Below are 17,238 nucleotides of genomic sequence, written 5' to 3'. Positions count from 1 at the left end.
GATGCCGCCCGTCGGTGTCGGTTCTGGCCCGGTACGACGCGTACCGTCGACATCGGCCCCGTCCCGGCACCAACGCCATCGACGAGAGGACAACACATGAGCCTGCGCGGATTTGCCACACTGAACATCTGGGCGGACGACGTGGCAGCGGCCACGCGGTGGTACGCGGACCTCCTCGGCGTCGAGGCGTACTTCATGCGCCCGGGCCCCGACGGACGCCCGGCCTACACCGAGTTCCGCATCGGGGACTACCAGGCCGAGCTGGGCATCATCGACCGCAGGTTCGGGCCGGCCGGCGCGGCGGGCGGGCCCGGCGGTGTGGTGATGCACTGGCACGTCGACGACCTCGACGCGACCGTCGAGCGGCTGTTGGCGATGGGCGCCACCGAGTACCAACCGATCACCGCGCACGGGGACGGGGGGTTCATCACCGCGTCGGTGGTCGACCCGTTCGGCAACGTGCTGGGTGTCATGCAGAACCCGCACTACCTCGACGTCCTCGCCGCATTGAAGGCGACATGACGGTTAGTGGGCGGGATTCGGGGTGTGCGGTAGTTTGCCCAGCTGGCGCCAGTTCGTCTCGGCGACGTCGACGCCGTAGTGCCTGGCCGCGGCGAGGATGTTCTGGAAGGCCAGGTCGCGGTCGGCGTCGGTGACGCCCTGCACCTGGTCGAACCGGGCGATGGCGTTACGGACATGACCCGCGTCGGTCATCGGCTCCTTGCGCTTCCCGGGGAACGCGAAGACGCTCTCCGGCAGCTCACGCTTGTCCTTGTCCGACAGGGTGCCGTGCTTCTCGTGGGGCTTCCAGGTTGATGTCATCGCCCAGCATTACCCGCATGCGGCCCGGTAGCACCTCCGGAGCCGGCATTATCCGGACGATCGCCACCGACAGGATCCATACCATGCCGGCACCACCGGTGGAGCCGGGGGCCAGGCCCGTGTCGGCCTGGCCCCCGGGGTCTGGCCGGTCAGCTACGCAGCGTCCACTGCTGGTTCGTGCCGCCGTTGCAGGACCAGAGGATGATCTTGGTGCCGTTGGCGGTGGCGGCGCCATTGGCGTCAAGGCAGAGCCCGGACTGGGCGTTCGTGATGGTGCCGTTGGCGTTGACGTTCCACTGCTGGTTCGCACCGCCGTGGCAGTCCCAGATGATGACCGCGGTGCCGTTGGCCGTGCCGGCCCCGGAGGCGTCCAGGCACTTGTTGCCGTACACGGTCAACTGCTTGCTGGCGGTCTGGGTCCACCGCTGGTTGCTGGCGGTGGAGCAGTCCCAGAGTTGGGTCTGGGTGCCGTTGGTGGTCGAGGAGTTGGGCACCTCGACACAGCGGCCGGACTGGCCACCCACGAGCTGCCCGTTGCCCGTACCGCTGCCACCGCCCTGCTGCTGCCGGACGATCGACGTCGACTCGGCCGACCGGTTGCCCTGGGCGTCGACGACGTAGAGCCGGTACTCGCCCTGGGTGCTCGGCACGGCGATGGACGTCGCGGTGCCGGACGCCCTGGTCATCGTCGCCCCAGCGGTGAAGGTGGTGGTGCCGTACGGAGCCAGCCAGACCGACTTGGTGGCGTCGCCGGTGCTGCGAATCGGGATCGACGCGGTGGCACTGGTGACGAAGGTGCTGGCCGGCAGCACGTAGTTCGGCGCGGAGAAATTGCTCGCCGGAATGATGTCCCGGTACGCGTCCTCCAGACCGGAATTCGCGGCGATTCCGTACGCCGTGGCCGGCCAGACATAATCCGAGGAGACGATGATGTCGCCGATCGTGCTGTTCGGCAGGTTCTTGTTCGAGACCTTGTTGATCGGCCCGTAGATCTGCGTGATGCTCAGGTCGTGCTTCCGGCCGAAGTCGTCCGAGTTGATCATCCAGGTGACGTTCTTGTCGATACTCAGGACATTGTCCCGGAAGGTGATGAACGCCGATCCCTCATCCGGGTGCAGGCCGTACTTGTGGCCGGACGGAACACCCTGCAGATAGTTGTTGGTGATGGTGGTCCCGGGCTGACTGCCGAGCGTGTAAATGGGTGCCGTGTCGCTGAGTCGCTGCACCGTGTCGATGATGTGGTTGTAGCTGATGGTGTTGTTCCGCGCGGTCGTGGTCGGTCGGTTCGGCACGATCGAGCCCGACGATCCGTCGAAGTTCCACCAGCCCCACCCCAGTGTGATGCCGGACCACGGGGCCTTCTCGATCCGGTTGCGCTGAATCGTCAGGGTGTCGACGAAGTACGCCGAGATCGGGCTGTGCCCGTTGAACAGCACCGCGCTGTCGTACAGGTAGTTGTTCTTGATGTCGATGTTCTTCGGTAGCCCTTCGACCTGCGGGAGGTACTTCTCCCGGTTGGTCGACGTGCCGTCTCCGATGTAGACGTGCTGGGGATGGCCGACATTGATGGCCGACCCGGCGATGTCGTTGGTGGCGTTCCCGATCAACTGGGTGCCCTGCACGTCGTTGACCATGCTGATCCCGTCGGCGCCGGTGTGCTCGATCCGGTTGCGTTGCAGCACGAGGCCGTCGGCGTTCTGGATCTGGACGATGCCGGGGGTGACGTCCACGTTGCGGTAGTGGTAGACGTGGAAGTTGCCCTTCGCGTACGCCTGCGCGCCGAGGTTGCCCTGCTGGGCCTGCTTGAACGACGATCCGGCGACGTTGAACAGGTTCCAGTCCGAGTGCCGGATCGTCAGCCCGGAGAACGTGATGTTGCGGGCGTGGCTGGTCGTCGAGGTGCCGGCGACCCGCAGCACTGTGGTCACGTTGTTCGGCGCGTAGACCGTCGCTGTCGACATGTTCTCGGCGCTGGCCTTGTAGTAGTAGACCGTCTTCGCACCCTTGTCGTAGTAGAACTCACCGGGCGCGTCCAGGAACTCGTAGGCGTTCATGAGCTTGTGGGTGCCGCCGACCTGGGCGTTGCCGTTGAAGGCCCCCTGGGCGATGGCCGCACCCGGCTGCTGGAACAGGGCGACCCGGCTCCCGCCGTCGGTCGTCACCTGCCGGACGCCCACGATGGCGGTGGTCCAGGTCGTGCCCGTCTCGATCTCGATGTCGTCCTGGTTGCGCGCGATGGCGGGGAAGTCGTTCTGGTTGTACCTGGCGCCGTCGCACTGCGACCCCGACTCCCAGGCCCAGGCGGCCTGGCCGGCGGTGATGTTGTACGTCCCGAAGCACCCGCCCGAGCTGACCGTCTTCGTCGCCATGACAGCGCGCTTGTCGTTGACGTAGAGCGCCCGCAGCTTGTTGGCGCGGTCGAGCGGCGCCTTCCAGATGTTGCCGCTGTGCTGGGTCCACCCGGTCACCTGGACGCCGCCGTCGAGGATCGGCTTCTCGTTGGAGTAGGCCCCGTAGCTGACCCGGAATCCGTTGGTGCCGGAGTCGCTCGCCCCGAATTCGATCGTGCTGCTCACCGGATAGGTGCCGCCACGCAGATAGACGTTGATGTCGCCGGTCATGTTCGCGCTTATCGGGCGAACGACGTCCCGGGCCCGTTGGATCGTCTTGAATGGGGACTGGAACGTGCCTGGATTGGCATCGTTGCCGTCGGGGGCCACATAGTAGGTCGCCTGGACTGCGGCCGAGGCCGGCAGTTGGTGTGTCAGCACGGCCGGCAGCATGGCGGCGACAAGCGCCGCCGCCGCCAACAATGACGTTCGCGCGGTGGGTATGGCTGACTTCACGTCTGTTCCTCTCACTGGTCGTCGACGTGTGGGCGCCCAATGTGGGTATCGAGCGACGAGTACGGAACAGGGACGCCACCAAGGCCGGCGGGGACTTTCGTCGCCCCGACCGCACTCTTTGTTAACCGCCCCGAAATTCTTAGTGGGAGCGTAGGTCACACGTCTGACCAATGCAACCGTCAATTGGGGGGCGTCTATGCCTAAATGCGCCCGGACCGGGCAGATCGGCCAGGGCGCTCGGGTGGCCCCGGGTGCGTCGTCCGACGAATCAGCACCGACGAGCTGACCCTCGCCGGATGTCGGTGCCACCAACTGCGCTGACTCGAGACGCGGCCGCACGCGCGCGGTGCGCTGACCGGCCACGAGTGTTCACTGTGACTCCAGGCCCGCCGGCGAGGGGGCACAGGTGGCACGACGCTCCTTTGGAGCTGAATCGTTTACGACATCGCCACCACGCGGTCCCCCATGACGCCGCCGCCACGCGGTCCCCTCGCGCGGTTCGTCGCGACACCACCGCCACGCGGTCCCCCACGACGCCGCCGCCACGCGGTCCCCTCGCGCGGTTCGTCGCGACACCACCGCCACGGGTTTCCTCGCCTGATTCGTTTGCGGCATCAGCTCCATAGGCACGGCGGTACTGCGCCCCGCCCACACCGACGCTGACCTGCACGGCGAGCTGACCGACCACCAGTTCGGGGCCGGGCCGACGATCGACCCGGCCCCGAACGCCGGTCAGCTGATGGAGAACTCCGCCAGCCGCAGCGGGGAGTCGAACACCAGGTACAGGTCGCGGGTGCCGACGGCACGGGCCAACTCGGTGCTGGTGCTGACGTACCGGTAGTCGTCGCCGGTGCTGGGCACGGTGGCCGTGCCGAGCAGCCGGCCGGTGGGCGACCCCAACCGGATCTGGATGGTGCCGGCACCCGCACCGGCCTTGGCGGCCTTCGCGGTGAAGGTGCGTGCGTCGGCGCGCAGCGCGGAACCGTCGAACGAGATCCACTGACCGGCGGCGGTGGCACCGACCGCCGTACCGCTGGGTTTCGTCTCGTCGACCAGCCGGACCCCCGCGTACCTGTCGAAGTTCTCCGCCCTGGTGGGCCGGGACAGGTCCCGCGCCGGGATCGTCTCACCGCGGACCCGGACCGCGGCGCGGGCCCGGATGTCCTCGGCGGACGCCCCGACCATCAGGTCGTGCACTGACGACTCGACCACCCACCGGCTGCGGGTGACGTCCCAGTGCGCCAGGTCCGCGGCGGGCAGGCGCAGGGTCACCGTACGGGTCTGCCCGGGCGCGAGCCTCACCTGCTGGAACGCCTTGAGCTGACGGACCGGGGTGATGTCCCGCGAGGTGCGCTGGTGGGTGTAGAGCTGAACCACCTCGGTCCCGGCCCGGCTGCCGACGTTCGTCACGTCGACACTGGCCGTGATGGTGCCGTCGGCTGCCACCGACTGGGCGCCGGCACGCAGCTGGCCGTACCGGAACCTGGTGTACGACAGCCCGTGGCCGAACGGGTAGAGCGGCTTCGCGGTGCTGTACAGATAGGTCTGCCGGGACGAGATGATGTCGTACTCCAGCAGGTCCGGCGGCAGTTGCGAGTCCGACCGGTACCAGGTCTGGGTGAGCCGGCCGGACGGGTTGCGGTCGCCGAACAGGACGTCGGCGACGGCGTGACCGGTCTCCGCGCCCGCGTGGGTGGTCCAGACGATGGCCGGTACGTGCTCCTGCTCCCACCGGATGGTGACCGGGTAGCTGGTCTGGAGCACCAGCACGGTCCGCGGGTTGGCCCTGACCACGGCCTTGACCAGCGCCTCCTGGCCGGCGCTCAGCGCCGTGGAGGTCCGGTCGTGCGCCTCCCGCCCGTTGATGAACGGGTTGCTGCCGACCACCAGCACAGCGGTGTCGGCCGCCTTGGCCGCCGCCACCGCCCGCTGGATGCCACTGCTGATCAGCTCGCGACTGAAGTGGGTCGCGGCGGCCGGGGTCGATGCGCCGAGCTTGAGGGCGCCGTCGTCGCCGATCGTCACGTACGTGTCGGCCCCGAACCAGCTCTCCTTGGTCTCGTAGCCGACGTAGCGCAGCACCACCGTTCCGTCCGGCTGCGGCTCCAGCTTGAACTGCTGCTGGACGTACCAACCGTTCGGCTGCTCGTCGCGGGTGACGAACGGCCCCCAGTTGTAACCGAGGTAGCGGCCGTTGGCGGCGTTGCGCAGCGTCACCACGTCCTGCCCCCAGTCGACCACGTCGAACTGGGCGACGAGCGCCGGGGTCGCGCCGGTCCCGAGAACCGGGTTGGCGTCGGTGGTGCCGGTGGCCGAGACGTACTTGCCGGTCCGTACATCCTTCAGGGCGATCCGGTCCGCGCCGTCGAGCCCGCTCACACTGGCCGAGTCGCCCAACCGTTCACGGATGCCGTCCAGCGCCGTCACCTGGTACGGCAGGTCCCCGCCGTACCAGTCGGAGTAGAGGGTGTCGCCCAGCGGGCCGAGCACCGCCACCTTGCGGGTCCGGGCCGGGTCCAGCGGTAGTGCCTGCCGCTCGTTCTTCAGCAGCACCATCGCCTCGCCGGCGGCCTGCCGGGCCAGTCGCTGGTGTTGGGGGCTGTTGATGACCTCCGGGGTGATGCCGCCGTACCGGCCGCCGCCCGGGTCGAACTCACCCAGCCGGAACCGGATGGTCAGGATGTCCCGGATCCGGGCGTCGACGTCCGCCTCGGTGATCAGGCCGGCGGCCAGGGCCTGCTTGATCGCGGTGACCGTCGGCTGGGCGTTGGTGTCGTCGGTGATGAAGCTGCTGAGCCCGGCCTTGATGATCGCCGCGTTCGCCTCGGCCTGGGTGCTGTAGTACTTCTGCGAGTTCACCAGGTTGTTCGGCGCCCAGGCGTCCGTGACGTTCATCAGGGTCTGGTCGGTCCAGCCGCGGACCACGGTGTCCAGGTCCGGGTCGACTGTCGCGGGACGTCCGTTGACCAGGTTGTAGGCGGCCATCATCCCGGTCGCCGCGTCGGCGGCGATGGCTGGTTTGAAGGCGGCGCGGTCGTACTCGTTGAGCACCCGAGGTGGCACGTTCGAGGAGGTCACGTCCCGCCGGACCTCGTTGTTGTAGGCCAGGTAGTGCTTGAGGGTCGGTGCGCTCTTCAGGTGGTCCGGGTCACCGCCGGTCATTCCCGAGCCGTACGCGGTGGAGATCGCACCGGTGAGCAGCGGATCCTCGGAGTAGCCCTCCTCGTTGCGACCCCAGCGGGGGTCGCGCAGCAGGTTGACCACCGGCGCCCAGAGGTTGAGCCCCCAGACCCGGGGGTTCTGCGCGTGGTAACCGCGCGCCTCGTCGCCGACGGCCGAACCGACCTGCCGGATAAGGTCGGTGTTCCAGGTGCTCGCCATTCCCACCGGTTGGGGGAAGGCGGTGCCGCGAGCCTTGACCACCGCACCGCCGTTGTCGATGTCGGTGGACCAGGCAACCCCGTGCAGCGCCTCGGTGCCGGTCTTGAACAGGCCGATGCCCAGCCGGGGAACGGCCGGCTGGTACTGGTGCAGCCAGGAGATCTTCTCGTCCTGGGTGAGACGGCCGAGCAGGTCGTCGACCCGGGCGCTCACGGGCAGGTCGGGATCCCGGAACGGGTAGGTGGGCTCGGCGAGCGCGGTGCCGGGAACGGCCGGTAGGGCTAGCAGGGCAAGCGCGAGCGCGGTGATTCCGCGCCGAAGGCGCCAGTTCCGCATGCGGTTCTCCTCATGTCGTACGACAGACGCCCATGCGGGCGCCGAGGCCGTGTGACCAGGCTCGACACCCGGCTGACGGGCCTGAACGACGAATCGTCGAAGCGCTTCGACGACCCGGCCGCGTCACGACGGCCATGATTGTGGTGATCCGCGCAACTATAGATGTGCGCCAATGACTCGGCAATACCGGTCGGCAGTGCCCGCCGTTGGATCTCAGCGCCGGACCACGTCACCCGACGCCGGCTGAGCGGCGCCCCCGAGCGAATCAGCGCGGTTTCAGCACCCTTTCAGGCCGCTCAATACGTTCGCGGCATGACACCCAAACGTTGCACGCGCGCCAGGCGCGGGACCGCCGTGCTGGCGATGATCGCGGTCACCGTGGCGAGCGCGCTCCTCGGCGAACCCGCGTCGGCCGATCCCGTCCCCGTCCCCATCCCGCAGACCGCCCTCACCGATCGGGCCTTCGGCCAGGTCGCCGAGACCCACCTCCAGGGTGCCGATCGGATCACGGCGGCAGTGCTGTCGGCCGAATTCGTCCAGTGGCACCGGCTGCACCCGAACGCCACTGCCGAACAGGCACAGACCCAGCTCACCACCCGCAAGCAGCTGCTCGACAGCTCGCTGACCGCGTTCGACCGGCTCCTGCCCGAGCAGGACCTGCTGCTCAGGTCCGTCGACATCCTGCTCGGTGCGCCCGGCGGCGACACCCGGACCTCGCCGGAGATCACCGGCCTGGTCGGGGCCGTCATCGGGAAGACGGTCGAGGCGTGGGACACCCGTGAGGAACTCGCGTCCGGCGCGCTGCGGACCGCCCAGTGGCTGCGCGGTCGTGACGACGCTCTCGCCACGGTCTGGTCCGCGATCCGACAGGCGGCCGCAGCCAGCGCACCTGTCGCCACCGCCTGGAACGCCGTCCTGGGCGGACCGTTCGCTGTCGACATCACCAGCAGTTACCAGGACCTCAGCCAGGATCCCGGGCTGTCCCACGTGGACCTCGCCGCGATCCTGGCGTTGCAGGGCGACTCCGGGGCGTTCGTCGCGGCGGCCAAGCAGCAGTTGGCCGCCCTGCACGCGCAACTGCTCGGCCTCAGCCTGGAGATCCGTCTCGAAATCGGCGAGAACAACCAGAAGTGCCCGCCCGAAGGGCCGCCGAGCGCCGCGTGCACGGCAGCGGCGAAGAAGGCCGCGGAGGACCGGGACAAGGACCGGCAGCAGACGATCTCCGACGTCAAGGCCGGGGTGGGCATGGTCTCCACCCTCATCGGGTTCGCCGACCCCGACGCCGGCAAGAAGTCCAAGGTGATCGGCGAGGCGGTGCTCACCACGATCAGCGCGATCTCCAAGTACGCGGCGGCGATCACCGGCCGCGGCCTGGCGGGCTCGATCTTCAGCACCGCGACGCTGGCGATGACCGGGAACATCTTCGGTGCGGTGATGTCGGTCGTCGGGCTCTTCGGCAGCAGCGCCCCGTCGCTTGACGCGCAGATCCTCGCCCAGGTCAAAGCGTTGCGCGACGAGGTGCGGGCCCTCGGCGACGAGATGCGCGCCAGCTTCGCGCGGGTCGAGGCCCAGATCAACACGGTGTACGCGAACATGATGGCCCAGTTCGACAAGTTGAACGCGGCGATAGCCGGCAACACCGCGCAGATCACCCTCGTGCAGCAGCAGGTCGCCCAGCTCGGCCTGCGCCTGGAGGACATCGCCGCCACCGTCCTGGCCGCGATCGGCGACGCCACCCTGCACGACGCCCGCGCCGACATCAACAAGTACCTCGGCTACCTGGAGAACTTCGGCCAACCCATCCCGACGTACAACGAGTTCGTCGGCCCGGAGAACGAATTCCACCTGGCCGCGACGCAGTTGGCCAGCGGCGCCGCCTTCGTGGTGCCCAGGACCGACGCCGACAACCCGGCGATCGACCCGACCACCGTCCTGAACAGCTTCGGCGAGGCCCGGTCGATCAACTACCTGGCCCGGGTCGCCAGCGGACGGGACCCGTCGATGGTCGAACCGTCGACACCGGTCGGCAACCCGACCGTGTGGAACCTCGGCGCGCAGGCGTACGCCATGTTGATGCTGCAGAACCCGACGTACGCCGCCCAGGTCAGCACCGGACGCGCGGCGCAGATCGAGGCGGAGGGCACCCGCATCGCCGACCTCGCGGCCAGCTTCGGTCGGCCGGCCAACGGCAACGCCAACGGCCTGATCACCGGGTTGGTCGACGAGTACGTCGGTGCCACCAACGAGCTGTCGACAGCGCTCGCCGCGGTACGGACCAACGAGGTCCAGGCCCGCTACGAGCCGGACGCCAACGGCGTACAGGTGAGGACGCCCAAGAACTACGACCTGTTCTGGGACACCGACAAGCCGCTCGCCCCGGCGCCGACGAAGCCCGACGAGGCGACGGTGCCGTCGTGTGCCGGCAGCAGGCAGATCGACCGACCCGGCAACGTCCGCTACGACCTGATGTCGAACGTGGTGCGGGCGCTCCAGTACGCGTACACGCCACGCCTCGACGAGCCGCCCGCCGGCGTACGGGAGTTGCCCGAGGTCGGCTACTGCTACACGCCGAGCTGGGTGCACACCCGGACGACGGGCTACGGCACCGGGGTGATCCGCTACTACGGCAAGCTGCGGTTGCAGATCCACAGCCGGTTCCGGCTGAACTCGACAGCGGCCTGGCAGAACTCCCGGACCGCCGACTACACCTGGCCGGACGAGCAGGTCTACCAGATCGACTGCGAGCTGTTCAGCTGTGACAGCGAAACCACCCCTGAGCAGGGCCTGACCCAGAAATGGCCAACCGGCCGGTACGCCTTCGCGAGCGCCGCGACGGCCACCAACAACACGGCGCTGGACACCACGCTGACGCCGACCCTGCGCGGTTTCCTCCAGGCCCGGCAGAAGCTGATGTACGACCGGGTCCGGGACCAGAGCACGCAGGTTTCCGGGCCGATCCCCACCGCCCTGAAGAAGGTGAACACCGCAGCGCGGCTGTTGCAGGCGTACACCCGGTTGGGTCTGCCCAACGCCCTCGACTCCGACGACGTGTTGTCGGCGAACCTGTTCGGGCAGTACCAGCTTCCGGTGAACATGCCGACGGACGCCAAGATCGGCAATGCCTACGCCAGGGCAAGCGGGAACTACACCCTCTGCGGGCCCACACCGTGCCCACTCGACCCCAGCCGTCCGCTGCGCGACCAGGTCAGCCTCAAGGTGCCCTGCGAGCCTGCTGTCGACTCGTCCAACCTGCCCGGTGACCCCCTCGGCGACTGTCTGATCACCAGCGCGCGGTCCCGCGCCAACGCGCTGATGCAGCGGTACGAGGTCTGGGCGGACCAGATGACCGCCGGGCTGCACCACGAGCGGGTGCCGTGGATGAACGACACCCTCGTGGGCCTGCGCATCACCACGCGCCTGTCCCACGCCAGCTGACTCAGGCGTTGCCGGCGCCTCCGGGCGCCGGCAACGTGTCACCCCACGCAGAAGGCGCGCGTCGCCGACGCCCACACGGTGATGATCACCACGTTGAGTGAACTCTCCCCTGACGGAAGGGTAGCTTCGCGGTTGGCTGTCGAGGCGAGGCCCGGTGGCTCCTGCGGTGACGGTGACCGACTCCGGGCCCGTTGAACAATCTGTCGCTGACCGGTGGGCAGCTGCCCGACCTGGGGCGAACAGTGCGCGTCCACGGGACGCCCGAGTGGAAATGGCTGTATGTCTTCTGTGCTGTCCGCTGTCAATCGACCGCGTCTGTCCCGCCCGTCCTGGCTGTCGCCGAAGGTGTTCCGCACGGAGGTCCTCGCCGGTCTGGTCGTCGCCCTGGCGTTGATCCCGGAGGCGATCTCCTTCTCGATCCTCGCCGGGGTCGACCCCCGGGTGGGGCTGTTCGCCTCGTTCACCATGGCGGTCACCATCGCGATCTGCGGCGGCCGCCCGGCGATGATCTCCGCCGCGACCGGGGCGATCGCCCTCGTCGTCGGGCCGTTGGCGAAGGAACACGGGCTGGACTACCTCATCGCCGCGGTGATCCTCGGCGGCGCGATCCAGATCCTGCTCGCCGTGCTCGGCGTGGCGAAGCTGATGCGGTTCATCCCGCGCAGCGTCATGGTCGGTTTCGTCAACGCCCTGGCCATCCTCATCTTCGCCGCCCAGTTCCCGCACCTGCTCGGCGTGCCGTGGCTGGTCTACCCGCTGGTCGCCGTCGCTCTGGCGATCATGGTGGGACTCCCCCGGCTCACCCGCGCCGTTCCGGCACCGCTGGTCGCCATCGTGGTCCTGACCATGGTCACCGTCTTCGCCAGCGTGGCGGTGCCCACCGTCGGCGACGAGGGTGCCCTGCCGGACAGCCTGCCCACCCTCGGCCTCCCGCAGATCCCCTGGACCATGAGCACCCTCACCCTCGTCGCCCCCTATGCCCTGGGGATCGCGCTGGTCGGGCTGATGGAGTCGCTGATGACCGCCAAGCTGGTGGACGACATCACCGACACCCCCTCCAGCAAGACCCGCGAGTCCTGGGGCCAGGGCGTCGCCAACATCGTCACCGGTTTCTTCGGGGGAATGGGTGGCTGCGCCATGATCGGCCAGACGATGATCAACGTGAAGTCCTCCGGCGCCCGTACCCGGTTGTCGACCTTCCTGGCCGGTGTGTTCCTGTTGGTCCTGGTGGTCGCGCTTGGTGACGTGGTCGCGGTGATCCCGATGGCGGCGCTGGTCGCCGTGATGATCATCGTGGCGGTGTCGACGTTCGACTGGCACTCCGTCGCCCCAGCGACGCTCAGGCGGATGCCGTACGGCGAGACCGTGGTCATGCTGGCCACCGTCGCGACCACCCTGGCCACCCACAACCTCGCCATCGGCGTCGTGGTCGGCGTCCTGACCGCCATGGTGATCTTCGCCCGGCGGGTCGCCCACCTGGTCGAGGTCACCAGCGTCCTGGACCCGGACGGCACCACCCGGATCTACTCGGTGCACGGCGAGCTGTTCTTCGCCTCCAGCAACGACCTGGTGGGCCAGTTCGACTACGCGAACGACCCGGAGACAGTGGTCATCGACATGACCCACGCCCACGTCTGGGACGCCTCATCGGTCGCCGCCCTCGACGCCATCACCACCAAGTACGCCGCCCGCGGCAAGACCGTCGAGATCATCGAGCTGAACAAACCCAGCGCCCAGATCCACGACACCCTCGCCGGCCAACTCGGCGTCGGCCACTGATGGTCACCACCAGCCGGGACGACACCGGGTCGGAGCAGCAGCACCGCTCCGACCCGGCCACCGGCCGCCTCATGCAGATCGGCGAAGCCGCCGACCGGGTCGGACTGAGCATCCGCACCATCCGCCACTACGAGGAGGCCGGCCTGATCGTGCCCTCCGCCCGCAGCGAGGGTGGCTTCCGCCTCTACACCCAGCCCGACCTCGACCGCCTCGCCGTGGTCAAACGCATGAAACCCCTCGGCTTCACCCTCGACGAGATGCGCGACCTCCTCGCCGTCCTCGACGCCCTCGACACCGCCACCGGCGTCGACCGTGCCGCGCTGCTCGACCGGCTCGCCATGTTCCACACCGCCGCCTCCGCCCGCGTCACCGCCCTGCGCGACCAACTCGCCCTGGCCGAAGGCTTCGCCGACACGCTCAGCGCCACACTCGACCACCATCAGCGCCCACCCGTCTGAAGGCCCCCAATCGGCGGCGATCGACGGAACAGGGCCTACCGTCGTTGATATGAGCAATGACCCTCAGACCTGGGTGCCCGAGTCGTGCACCTTGCCGAGCGCACAACAGCCACTGCGACTGGCCGAATTCGACGACCTGTTCGCCACCGCCCTGCTCCAGCAGGAACGGTTGTCCCCCACCGCACTGCGGTGGCGTCTCGACCCGGCCGCCGAGGCGACCACCCGGGACCTGACCGCCCGGGAAAGCTCCTGCTGCTCGTTCTTCTCGTTCACCATCGCCGCCGACGCCGGCGCGCTACGCCTCGACGTGCAGGTGCCGGCCGCGCACGTCGCCGTCCTCGACGCGCTCGCGCTGCGCGCCGCCGCCCGGATGACGGCGTGACCGGATCGCCCAGCAGCCACGTCGCCACCGCAGCCGGGCCACGCCCGCGGCGATCCGCCCCAGGCGGCCCGGCGGCAGCGACTGCCGACGCCCGACCAGCCCACCGGCCTGATCGTGGACCGCGCCACCTCGGTACGGTCCACCGGTGACCGTCGTCCGCTCGATCCTGCTGTTCATCGTCGCCGCCCTGTTCGAGATCGGCGGGGCGTGGCTGATCTGGCAGGGCTGGCGCGAACACCGCGGCCTGTGGTGGATCGCCGCCGGGGTCATCGCCCTCGGCGCGTACGGATTCGTCGCCACCTTCCAACCCGACCCCAACTTCGGGCGCATCCTCGCCGCCTACGGCGGCGTGTTCGTCGCCGGATCCCTCGCCTGGGCCATGATCGTCGACAGGTTCCGGCCCGACCGGTGGGACGTCATCGGCGCCGGCATCTGCCTCGTCGGCGTCGCTTTGATCATGTACGCGCCGCGTTCGGCAGGCGGCTCCTGATCGCCGCAGAGCGGGCGGGTCGATCGCGCCGCTCAGAGTTGGCGCAGGATCACCGGGTCCTTGATCTTTCTGGTCGGCCGCGATCAGCGTCGCCGCGACGTCCGTGACGGTCGCCTTCAGCAGCCGTCTGACACGGCGTCCGGCGAAGGTGGGTGGAGCAACGCGGCGCAGCGCCGCGCGGGAGGGGCCCGGCCCGGTCGACCAGGGAGTTCGGCTGATCAAGCGGGTAGGCTCGTCACCGCTGCGTGCTGCGCTGACCGCCCGGCACCGAACAATCACGCTCGCGCCGCTCCAGGGGGACGTCACCACGTGAGCACCCACTCGATGTTGCTGTTCGTGCTCGCCGCCGTCGCGGTGATCGTCGCCGTGCGGTGGGTGGCGGCCCGCACCGGACTGCCGGCGGCGGCCCTGCTGCCGCTCATCGGCATCGCGTACGCGCTGCTCCCGGGCCCCAACGTCGGGCTGGATCCCGACCTCGTGCTCATGGTCGTGCTGCCGCCGCTGCTCTACAGCGCCGCACTGGACTCCTCGCTGCTGGACATCCGCCGCAACCTGCGCATCGTGGTCAGCCTCTCGGTCCTGCTGGTGCTTCTCACCGGCGTCCTCGTCGGCATCGGTTTCCATCTGTTCGTCGCCGGCGCCACACTTGCCGCCGGAATCGCGGTCGGCGCCGCCGTCGCACCACCCGACCCGGTGGCCGCGCTCGCGGTGGGCCGCCGGGTCAACCTGCCACCGAAGATGGTCACGATCATCCAGGGTGAGGGACTGCTGAACGACGCCACCGCCCTGACGATGCTCAGCGTCGCGGTGGCCGCCGCGGTGGGCGGTGAGTTCTCGTTCCCGGCCGCCGTCGGCCAGTTCGTGCTGGCGGCGGTCGGCGGGGTGGCGGTGGGAGCGGCCATCGCCTGGCTGGTACGTCTGGCCCGACCGCTCACCACCGACCCGCTGCTGTCGAACGCCATCTCGCTCGCCACACCGTTCGTGGCCTACCTGGTGGGTGAGGAGCTGCACGTCTCCGGTGTGCTCGCCGTGGTGATCGCCGGTCTGATCGTCGGCCACCAGACGCCCCAGCTCGGCTCCGGCGCCGCCCGGTTGCAGACGAGCGCCGTGTGGCGGCTCGTCGACTTCCTCCTCGAAGGCTTCGTCTTCCTGCTGATCGGCCAGCAGCTCCCCGAGGTCGTCAAGGGCCTGCGCCAGTACGAGACGTCCACCATCGTCATCGCCGTCGCGGTGTCGGTCGGGGTGGTGCTGCTGCTGCGCCCCGCCTGGCTGGTGCTGACCCAGTCCCTCCCCCGGTCGCTGCACAGCCGGTTGGGCGGCATATCCGAGCAGGACGACCCGGACGAGCCCGGTAGCGCCCGGCAGGTCGCCCGCGCCGACCGCAACGCCGAACGGCTGTCCCTGCGCGAGGTGACGGCGCTGAGCTGGTCGGGCACCCGTGGGGTGATCAGCCTGGCCGCTATCTTCACCCTGCCGTTGACCACCAACAGCGGCGCCCCCTTCCCCGACCGGGACCTGCTGCTGTTCTGCACCTTCGTGGTCGTCCTGGTGACGCTCGTCGGGCAGGGCCTGACGTTCGCGCCGCTGGTGCGCAGGCTGGGCCTGCGCGCCAACGAGGCCGACCAGGCCCGGGTACGCAACGAGGCCCGCTCGGCGGCCGTCGAGGCCGCCCTGGCCCGCCTGGACGAGGTCGCCGCCGCGGATCCGGGCAGCGCGGTGGCCGTCAACACCACCCGTACGCAGCTGCTGGCCCGCCTGGCGCGCTACCGCGGGCGACTCGACCTGCTCGAGCAGAGCGGGTCGTCGGAGCTACCGACCTCCCCGCAGTACGAGACGGCGCTCCAGGTCCGCCGCACGGCGATCGACGCCCAACGGGAGGAACTCGTCCGCTGGCGGGACAGCGGTCGGCTGCCCGACGAGGAACTGCGCGTCCTGGAACGGGAACTCGATCACGAGGAGTTGCTGCTGCCCAAGCGGACGTCCAGCTGACCGGCCGACAGTGCGGTCAGTCGTGCTGGCCCCGGCCTATCGCCCCCCGCACCAGCGCCGCGGCCTTCTCGGGGTCCAGGCCGCTGGCGATGAGCAGGTCGTGGGCGATGGTCCGGAACTCGCCCACGGCGATCATCCCGGAGTAGCCCAGACGGTGACTGTGCAGGTGGGTGGGGTCGCGGACGGACCCGCCCTGCGCGCGTCCGACCAGCTCGACCGCCTCCAGGATCCGCTCGCGCGGCTCCCGTGGCTCCTCCCGGGCGATGATCGCGCCGCGCAGGTCCTGCGCGCTGTCGGCCAGCAGGTCGATGGCGGACGCGAGTTCCTCCGGCAGCGGCTCGTCGTCCTTGAGCGCCGTCGTGAGCCGCCTCGCCAGAGATCGGCAACTGTGCAGGCTGCGTTCCAGATGCCGGATCGACTCCGCGTGTAAGGCGAACGAGTCGCGTTCGTGCCAGCGCAGCGGCGCGAGTCGTACCACCTCCTCGGCGGCTTGCAGCCCGTCCCGTAACGCGACGATCTGCGGGCCGAGGTTCCGCAGGTCGCGCAGGCCCTGCTCGGCCTGCCCGAGATCACGCACGCGCAGCGCCGCCGCCACGTGGTGCATGGCGGTCACCGCGGGACCGACCACTGGCTCGGCCAGTCGGTGCAGTGTCCGCCGCGGATGGATGGGCACCAGCAGCAGACTGACCGCCAGCCCGATCAGCCCTCCGACCGCGGCGTCCACGAACCGGGGAATGGACAGGTCACGGACCGGTGGTTCGAGGGTGGCGATGAGCACGGCCGTACCGCCGGCCTGGGTGAGCAGCGAACCGCCACCCTTGAGCAGGATGGCCACGATGATCGCCAGCAGGACCACTCCACCGGTCTGCCACGGCCCGATGCCGAAGAGCGGCATGAGCGTGTCCCCCACGGCGAGCCCGAGCACCACCCCGACCAGCAACTCGATGGTGCGCCGCAGGCGGGAGCCCATCGCGGCGGCCGTGATGCCGACCGCCGTGGTGGGCGCGAAGACCGGGGACGGATTGCCGAGGAACTGGTACACGACGAACCAGGCGAGCCCCGCCGCGATGGCGGCCTGCACGGCGAGCAGACCGTAGAGCCGGAACCGCCAGGAGCGTACGCGCCACGCCTCCCGCGCCCGCTCCCGCAGGCTGCCGAACACCCGGTCGACGCGAGAACGCCCGTGTGGTGCCGAATCCCGGTCGGCCGCCGAATCCTCGCTCGCGGGCATGTGCGCCGCTTACCCACCGAACGAGGACCTATCCGCGCTGCGACGCCCACGCGGGGCCCTGTTGACCGCTGCCCCGCCGGTGCGGGTGA

At 69.5% G+C, this 17,238-nt stretch carries 11 protein-coding genes; 7 read left to right on the top strand and 4 right to left on the bottom strand.

Annotated features, from left to right (window positions below; genetic code table 11):
• Positions 1-96 precede the first annotated feature (96 nt).
• Entirely contained in the window at positions 97-522 is a 426-nt protein-coding gene (locus QCZ28_RS14970) for a VOC family protein (RefSeq protein ID WP_279517230.1), read from the top strand.
• A gap of 3 nt (positions 523-525) precedes the next feature.
• Here the strand turns inward: QCZ28_RS14970 and QCZ28_RS14965 are convergent, their stop codons facing one another.
• The 3 genes from QCZ28_RS14965 to QCZ28_RS14955 form a co-directional block, all read right to left on the bottom strand.
• Positions 526-822, bottom strand: coding sequence for a DUF6582 domain-containing protein (locus QCZ28_RS14965; protein ID WP_279517229.1), 297 nt, complete (start codon positions 820-822; stop codon positions 526-528).
• A 149-nt stretch (positions 823-971) separates the two neighbouring features.
• Positions 972-3,668, bottom strand: a complete 2,697-nt coding sequence (locus QCZ28_RS14960) for a ricin-type beta-trefoil lectin domain protein (protein ID WP_279517228.1) — start codon at positions 3,666-3,668, stop codon at positions 972-974.
• A 732-nt stretch (positions 3,669-4,400) separates the two neighbouring features.
• Entirely contained in the window at positions 4,401-7,385 is a 2,985-nt protein-coding gene (locus QCZ28_RS14955; protein ID WP_279517227.1) for a glycoside hydrolase family 3 protein, read from the bottom strand.
• A gap of 312 nt (positions 7,386-7,697) precedes the next feature.
• On the opposite strand from QCZ28_RS14955, the gene QCZ28_RS14950 reads away from it, so the two are divergent.
• From QCZ28_RS14950 to QCZ28_RS14925, 6 genes are all read left to right on the top strand, one after another.
• The gene (locus QCZ28_RS14950) at positions 7,698-10,820 is read left to right on the top strand and encodes a hypothetical protein (RefSeq protein WP_279517226.1); all 3,123 of its coding nucleotides are present in this window, start codon (positions 7,698-7,700) and stop codon (positions 10,818-10,820) included.
• 279 nt (positions 10,821-11,099) lie between these two features.
• The gene (locus QCZ28_RS14945; RefSeq protein ID WP_279517225.1) at positions 11,100-12,599 is read left to right on the top strand and encodes a SulP family inorganic anion transporter; all 1,500 of its coding nucleotides are present in this window, start codon (positions 11,100-11,102) and stop codon (positions 12,597-12,599) included.
• Between the two features lie 71 nt (positions 12,600-12,670).
• Positions 12,671-13,057, top strand: a complete 387-nt coding sequence (locus QCZ28_RS14940; protein ID WP_279517256.1) for a MerR family transcriptional regulator — start codon at positions 12,671-12,673, stop codon at positions 13,055-13,057.
• Positions 13,058-13,106: 49 nt separating this feature from the next.
• Positions 13,107-13,439 (top strand): hypothetical protein, encoded by a 333-nt coding sequence (locus QCZ28_RS14935; RefSeq protein ID WP_279517224.1) that lies wholly within the window; start codon positions 13,107-13,109, stop codon positions 13,437-13,439.
• 145 nt (positions 13,440-13,584) lie between these two features.
• Positions 13,585-13,929 carry a YnfA family protein gene (locus QCZ28_RS14930; RefSeq protein WP_279517223.1) on the top strand — a complete coding sequence of 115 codons (345 nt, stop codon included), beginning with the start codon at positions 13,585-13,587 and terminating at the stop codon, positions 13,927-13,929.
• Positions 13,930-14,253: 324 nt separating this feature from the next.
• Positions 14,254-15,918, top strand: a complete 1,665-nt coding sequence (locus QCZ28_RS14925; protein ID WP_279517255.1) for a Na+/H+ antiporter — start codon at positions 14,254-14,256, stop codon at positions 15,916-15,918.
• A gap of 16 nt (positions 15,919-15,934) precedes the next feature.
• On the opposite strand, the gene QCZ28_RS14920 is transcribed toward QCZ28_RS14925, so the two are convergent.
• Positions 15,935-17,080 carry an FUSC family protein gene (locus QCZ28_RS14920; RefSeq protein WP_279517222.1) on the bottom strand — a complete coding sequence of 382 codons (1,146 nt, stop codon included), beginning with the start codon at positions 17,078-17,080 and terminating at the stop codon, positions 15,935-15,937.
• Positions 17,081-17,238: the final 158 nt, after the last annotated feature.

It is taken from the genome of Micromonospora sp. DH14 (genome assembly GCF_029809455.1).
GTDB classification, from domain to species: Bacteria; Actinomycetota; Actinomycetes; order Mycobacteriales; family Micromonosporaceae; genus Micromonospora; species Micromonospora parva.
Note: the sequence above shows the minus strand (reverse complement) of the source record. Positions and strands in the feature narration are given on the sequence as shown.

What these genes read in the sequence shown, in the direction of transcription:
- QCZ28_RS14945 (WP_279517225.1), top strand. Translation starts at nt 11,100, where the DNA reads ATGTCTTCTGTGCTGTCCGCTGTCAATCGACCGCGTCTGTCCCGCCCG.
- QCZ28_RS14940 (WP_279517256.1), top strand. Translation starts at nt 12,671, where the DNA reads ATGCAGATCGGCGAAGCCGCCGACCGGGTCGGACTGAGCATCCGCACC.
- QCZ28_RS14970 (WP_279517230.1), top strand. Translation starts at nt 97, where the DNA reads ATGAGCCTGCGCGGATTTGCCACACTGAACATCTGGGCGGACGACGTG.
- QCZ28_RS14955 (WP_279517227.1), bottom strand. Translation starts at nt 7,385, where the DNA reads ATGCGGAACTGGCGCCTTCGGCGCGGAATCACCGCGCTCGCGCTTGCC.
- QCZ28_RS14935 (WP_279517224.1), top strand. Translation starts at nt 13,107, where the DNA reads ATGAGCAATGACCCTCAGACCTGGGTGCCCGAGTCGTGCACCTTGCCG.
- QCZ28_RS14965 (WP_279517229.1), bottom strand. Translation starts at nt 822, where the DNA reads ATGACATCAACCTGGAAGCCCCACGAGAAGCACGGCACCCTGTCGGAC.
- QCZ28_RS14950 (WP_279517226.1), top strand. Translation starts at nt 7,698, where the DNA reads ATGACACCCAAACGTTGCACGCGCGCCAGGCGCGGGACCGCCGTGCTG.
- QCZ28_RS14925 (WP_279517255.1), top strand. Translation starts at nt 14,254, where the DNA reads ATGTTGCTGTTCGTGCTCGCCGCCGTCGCGGTGATCGTCGCCGTGCGG.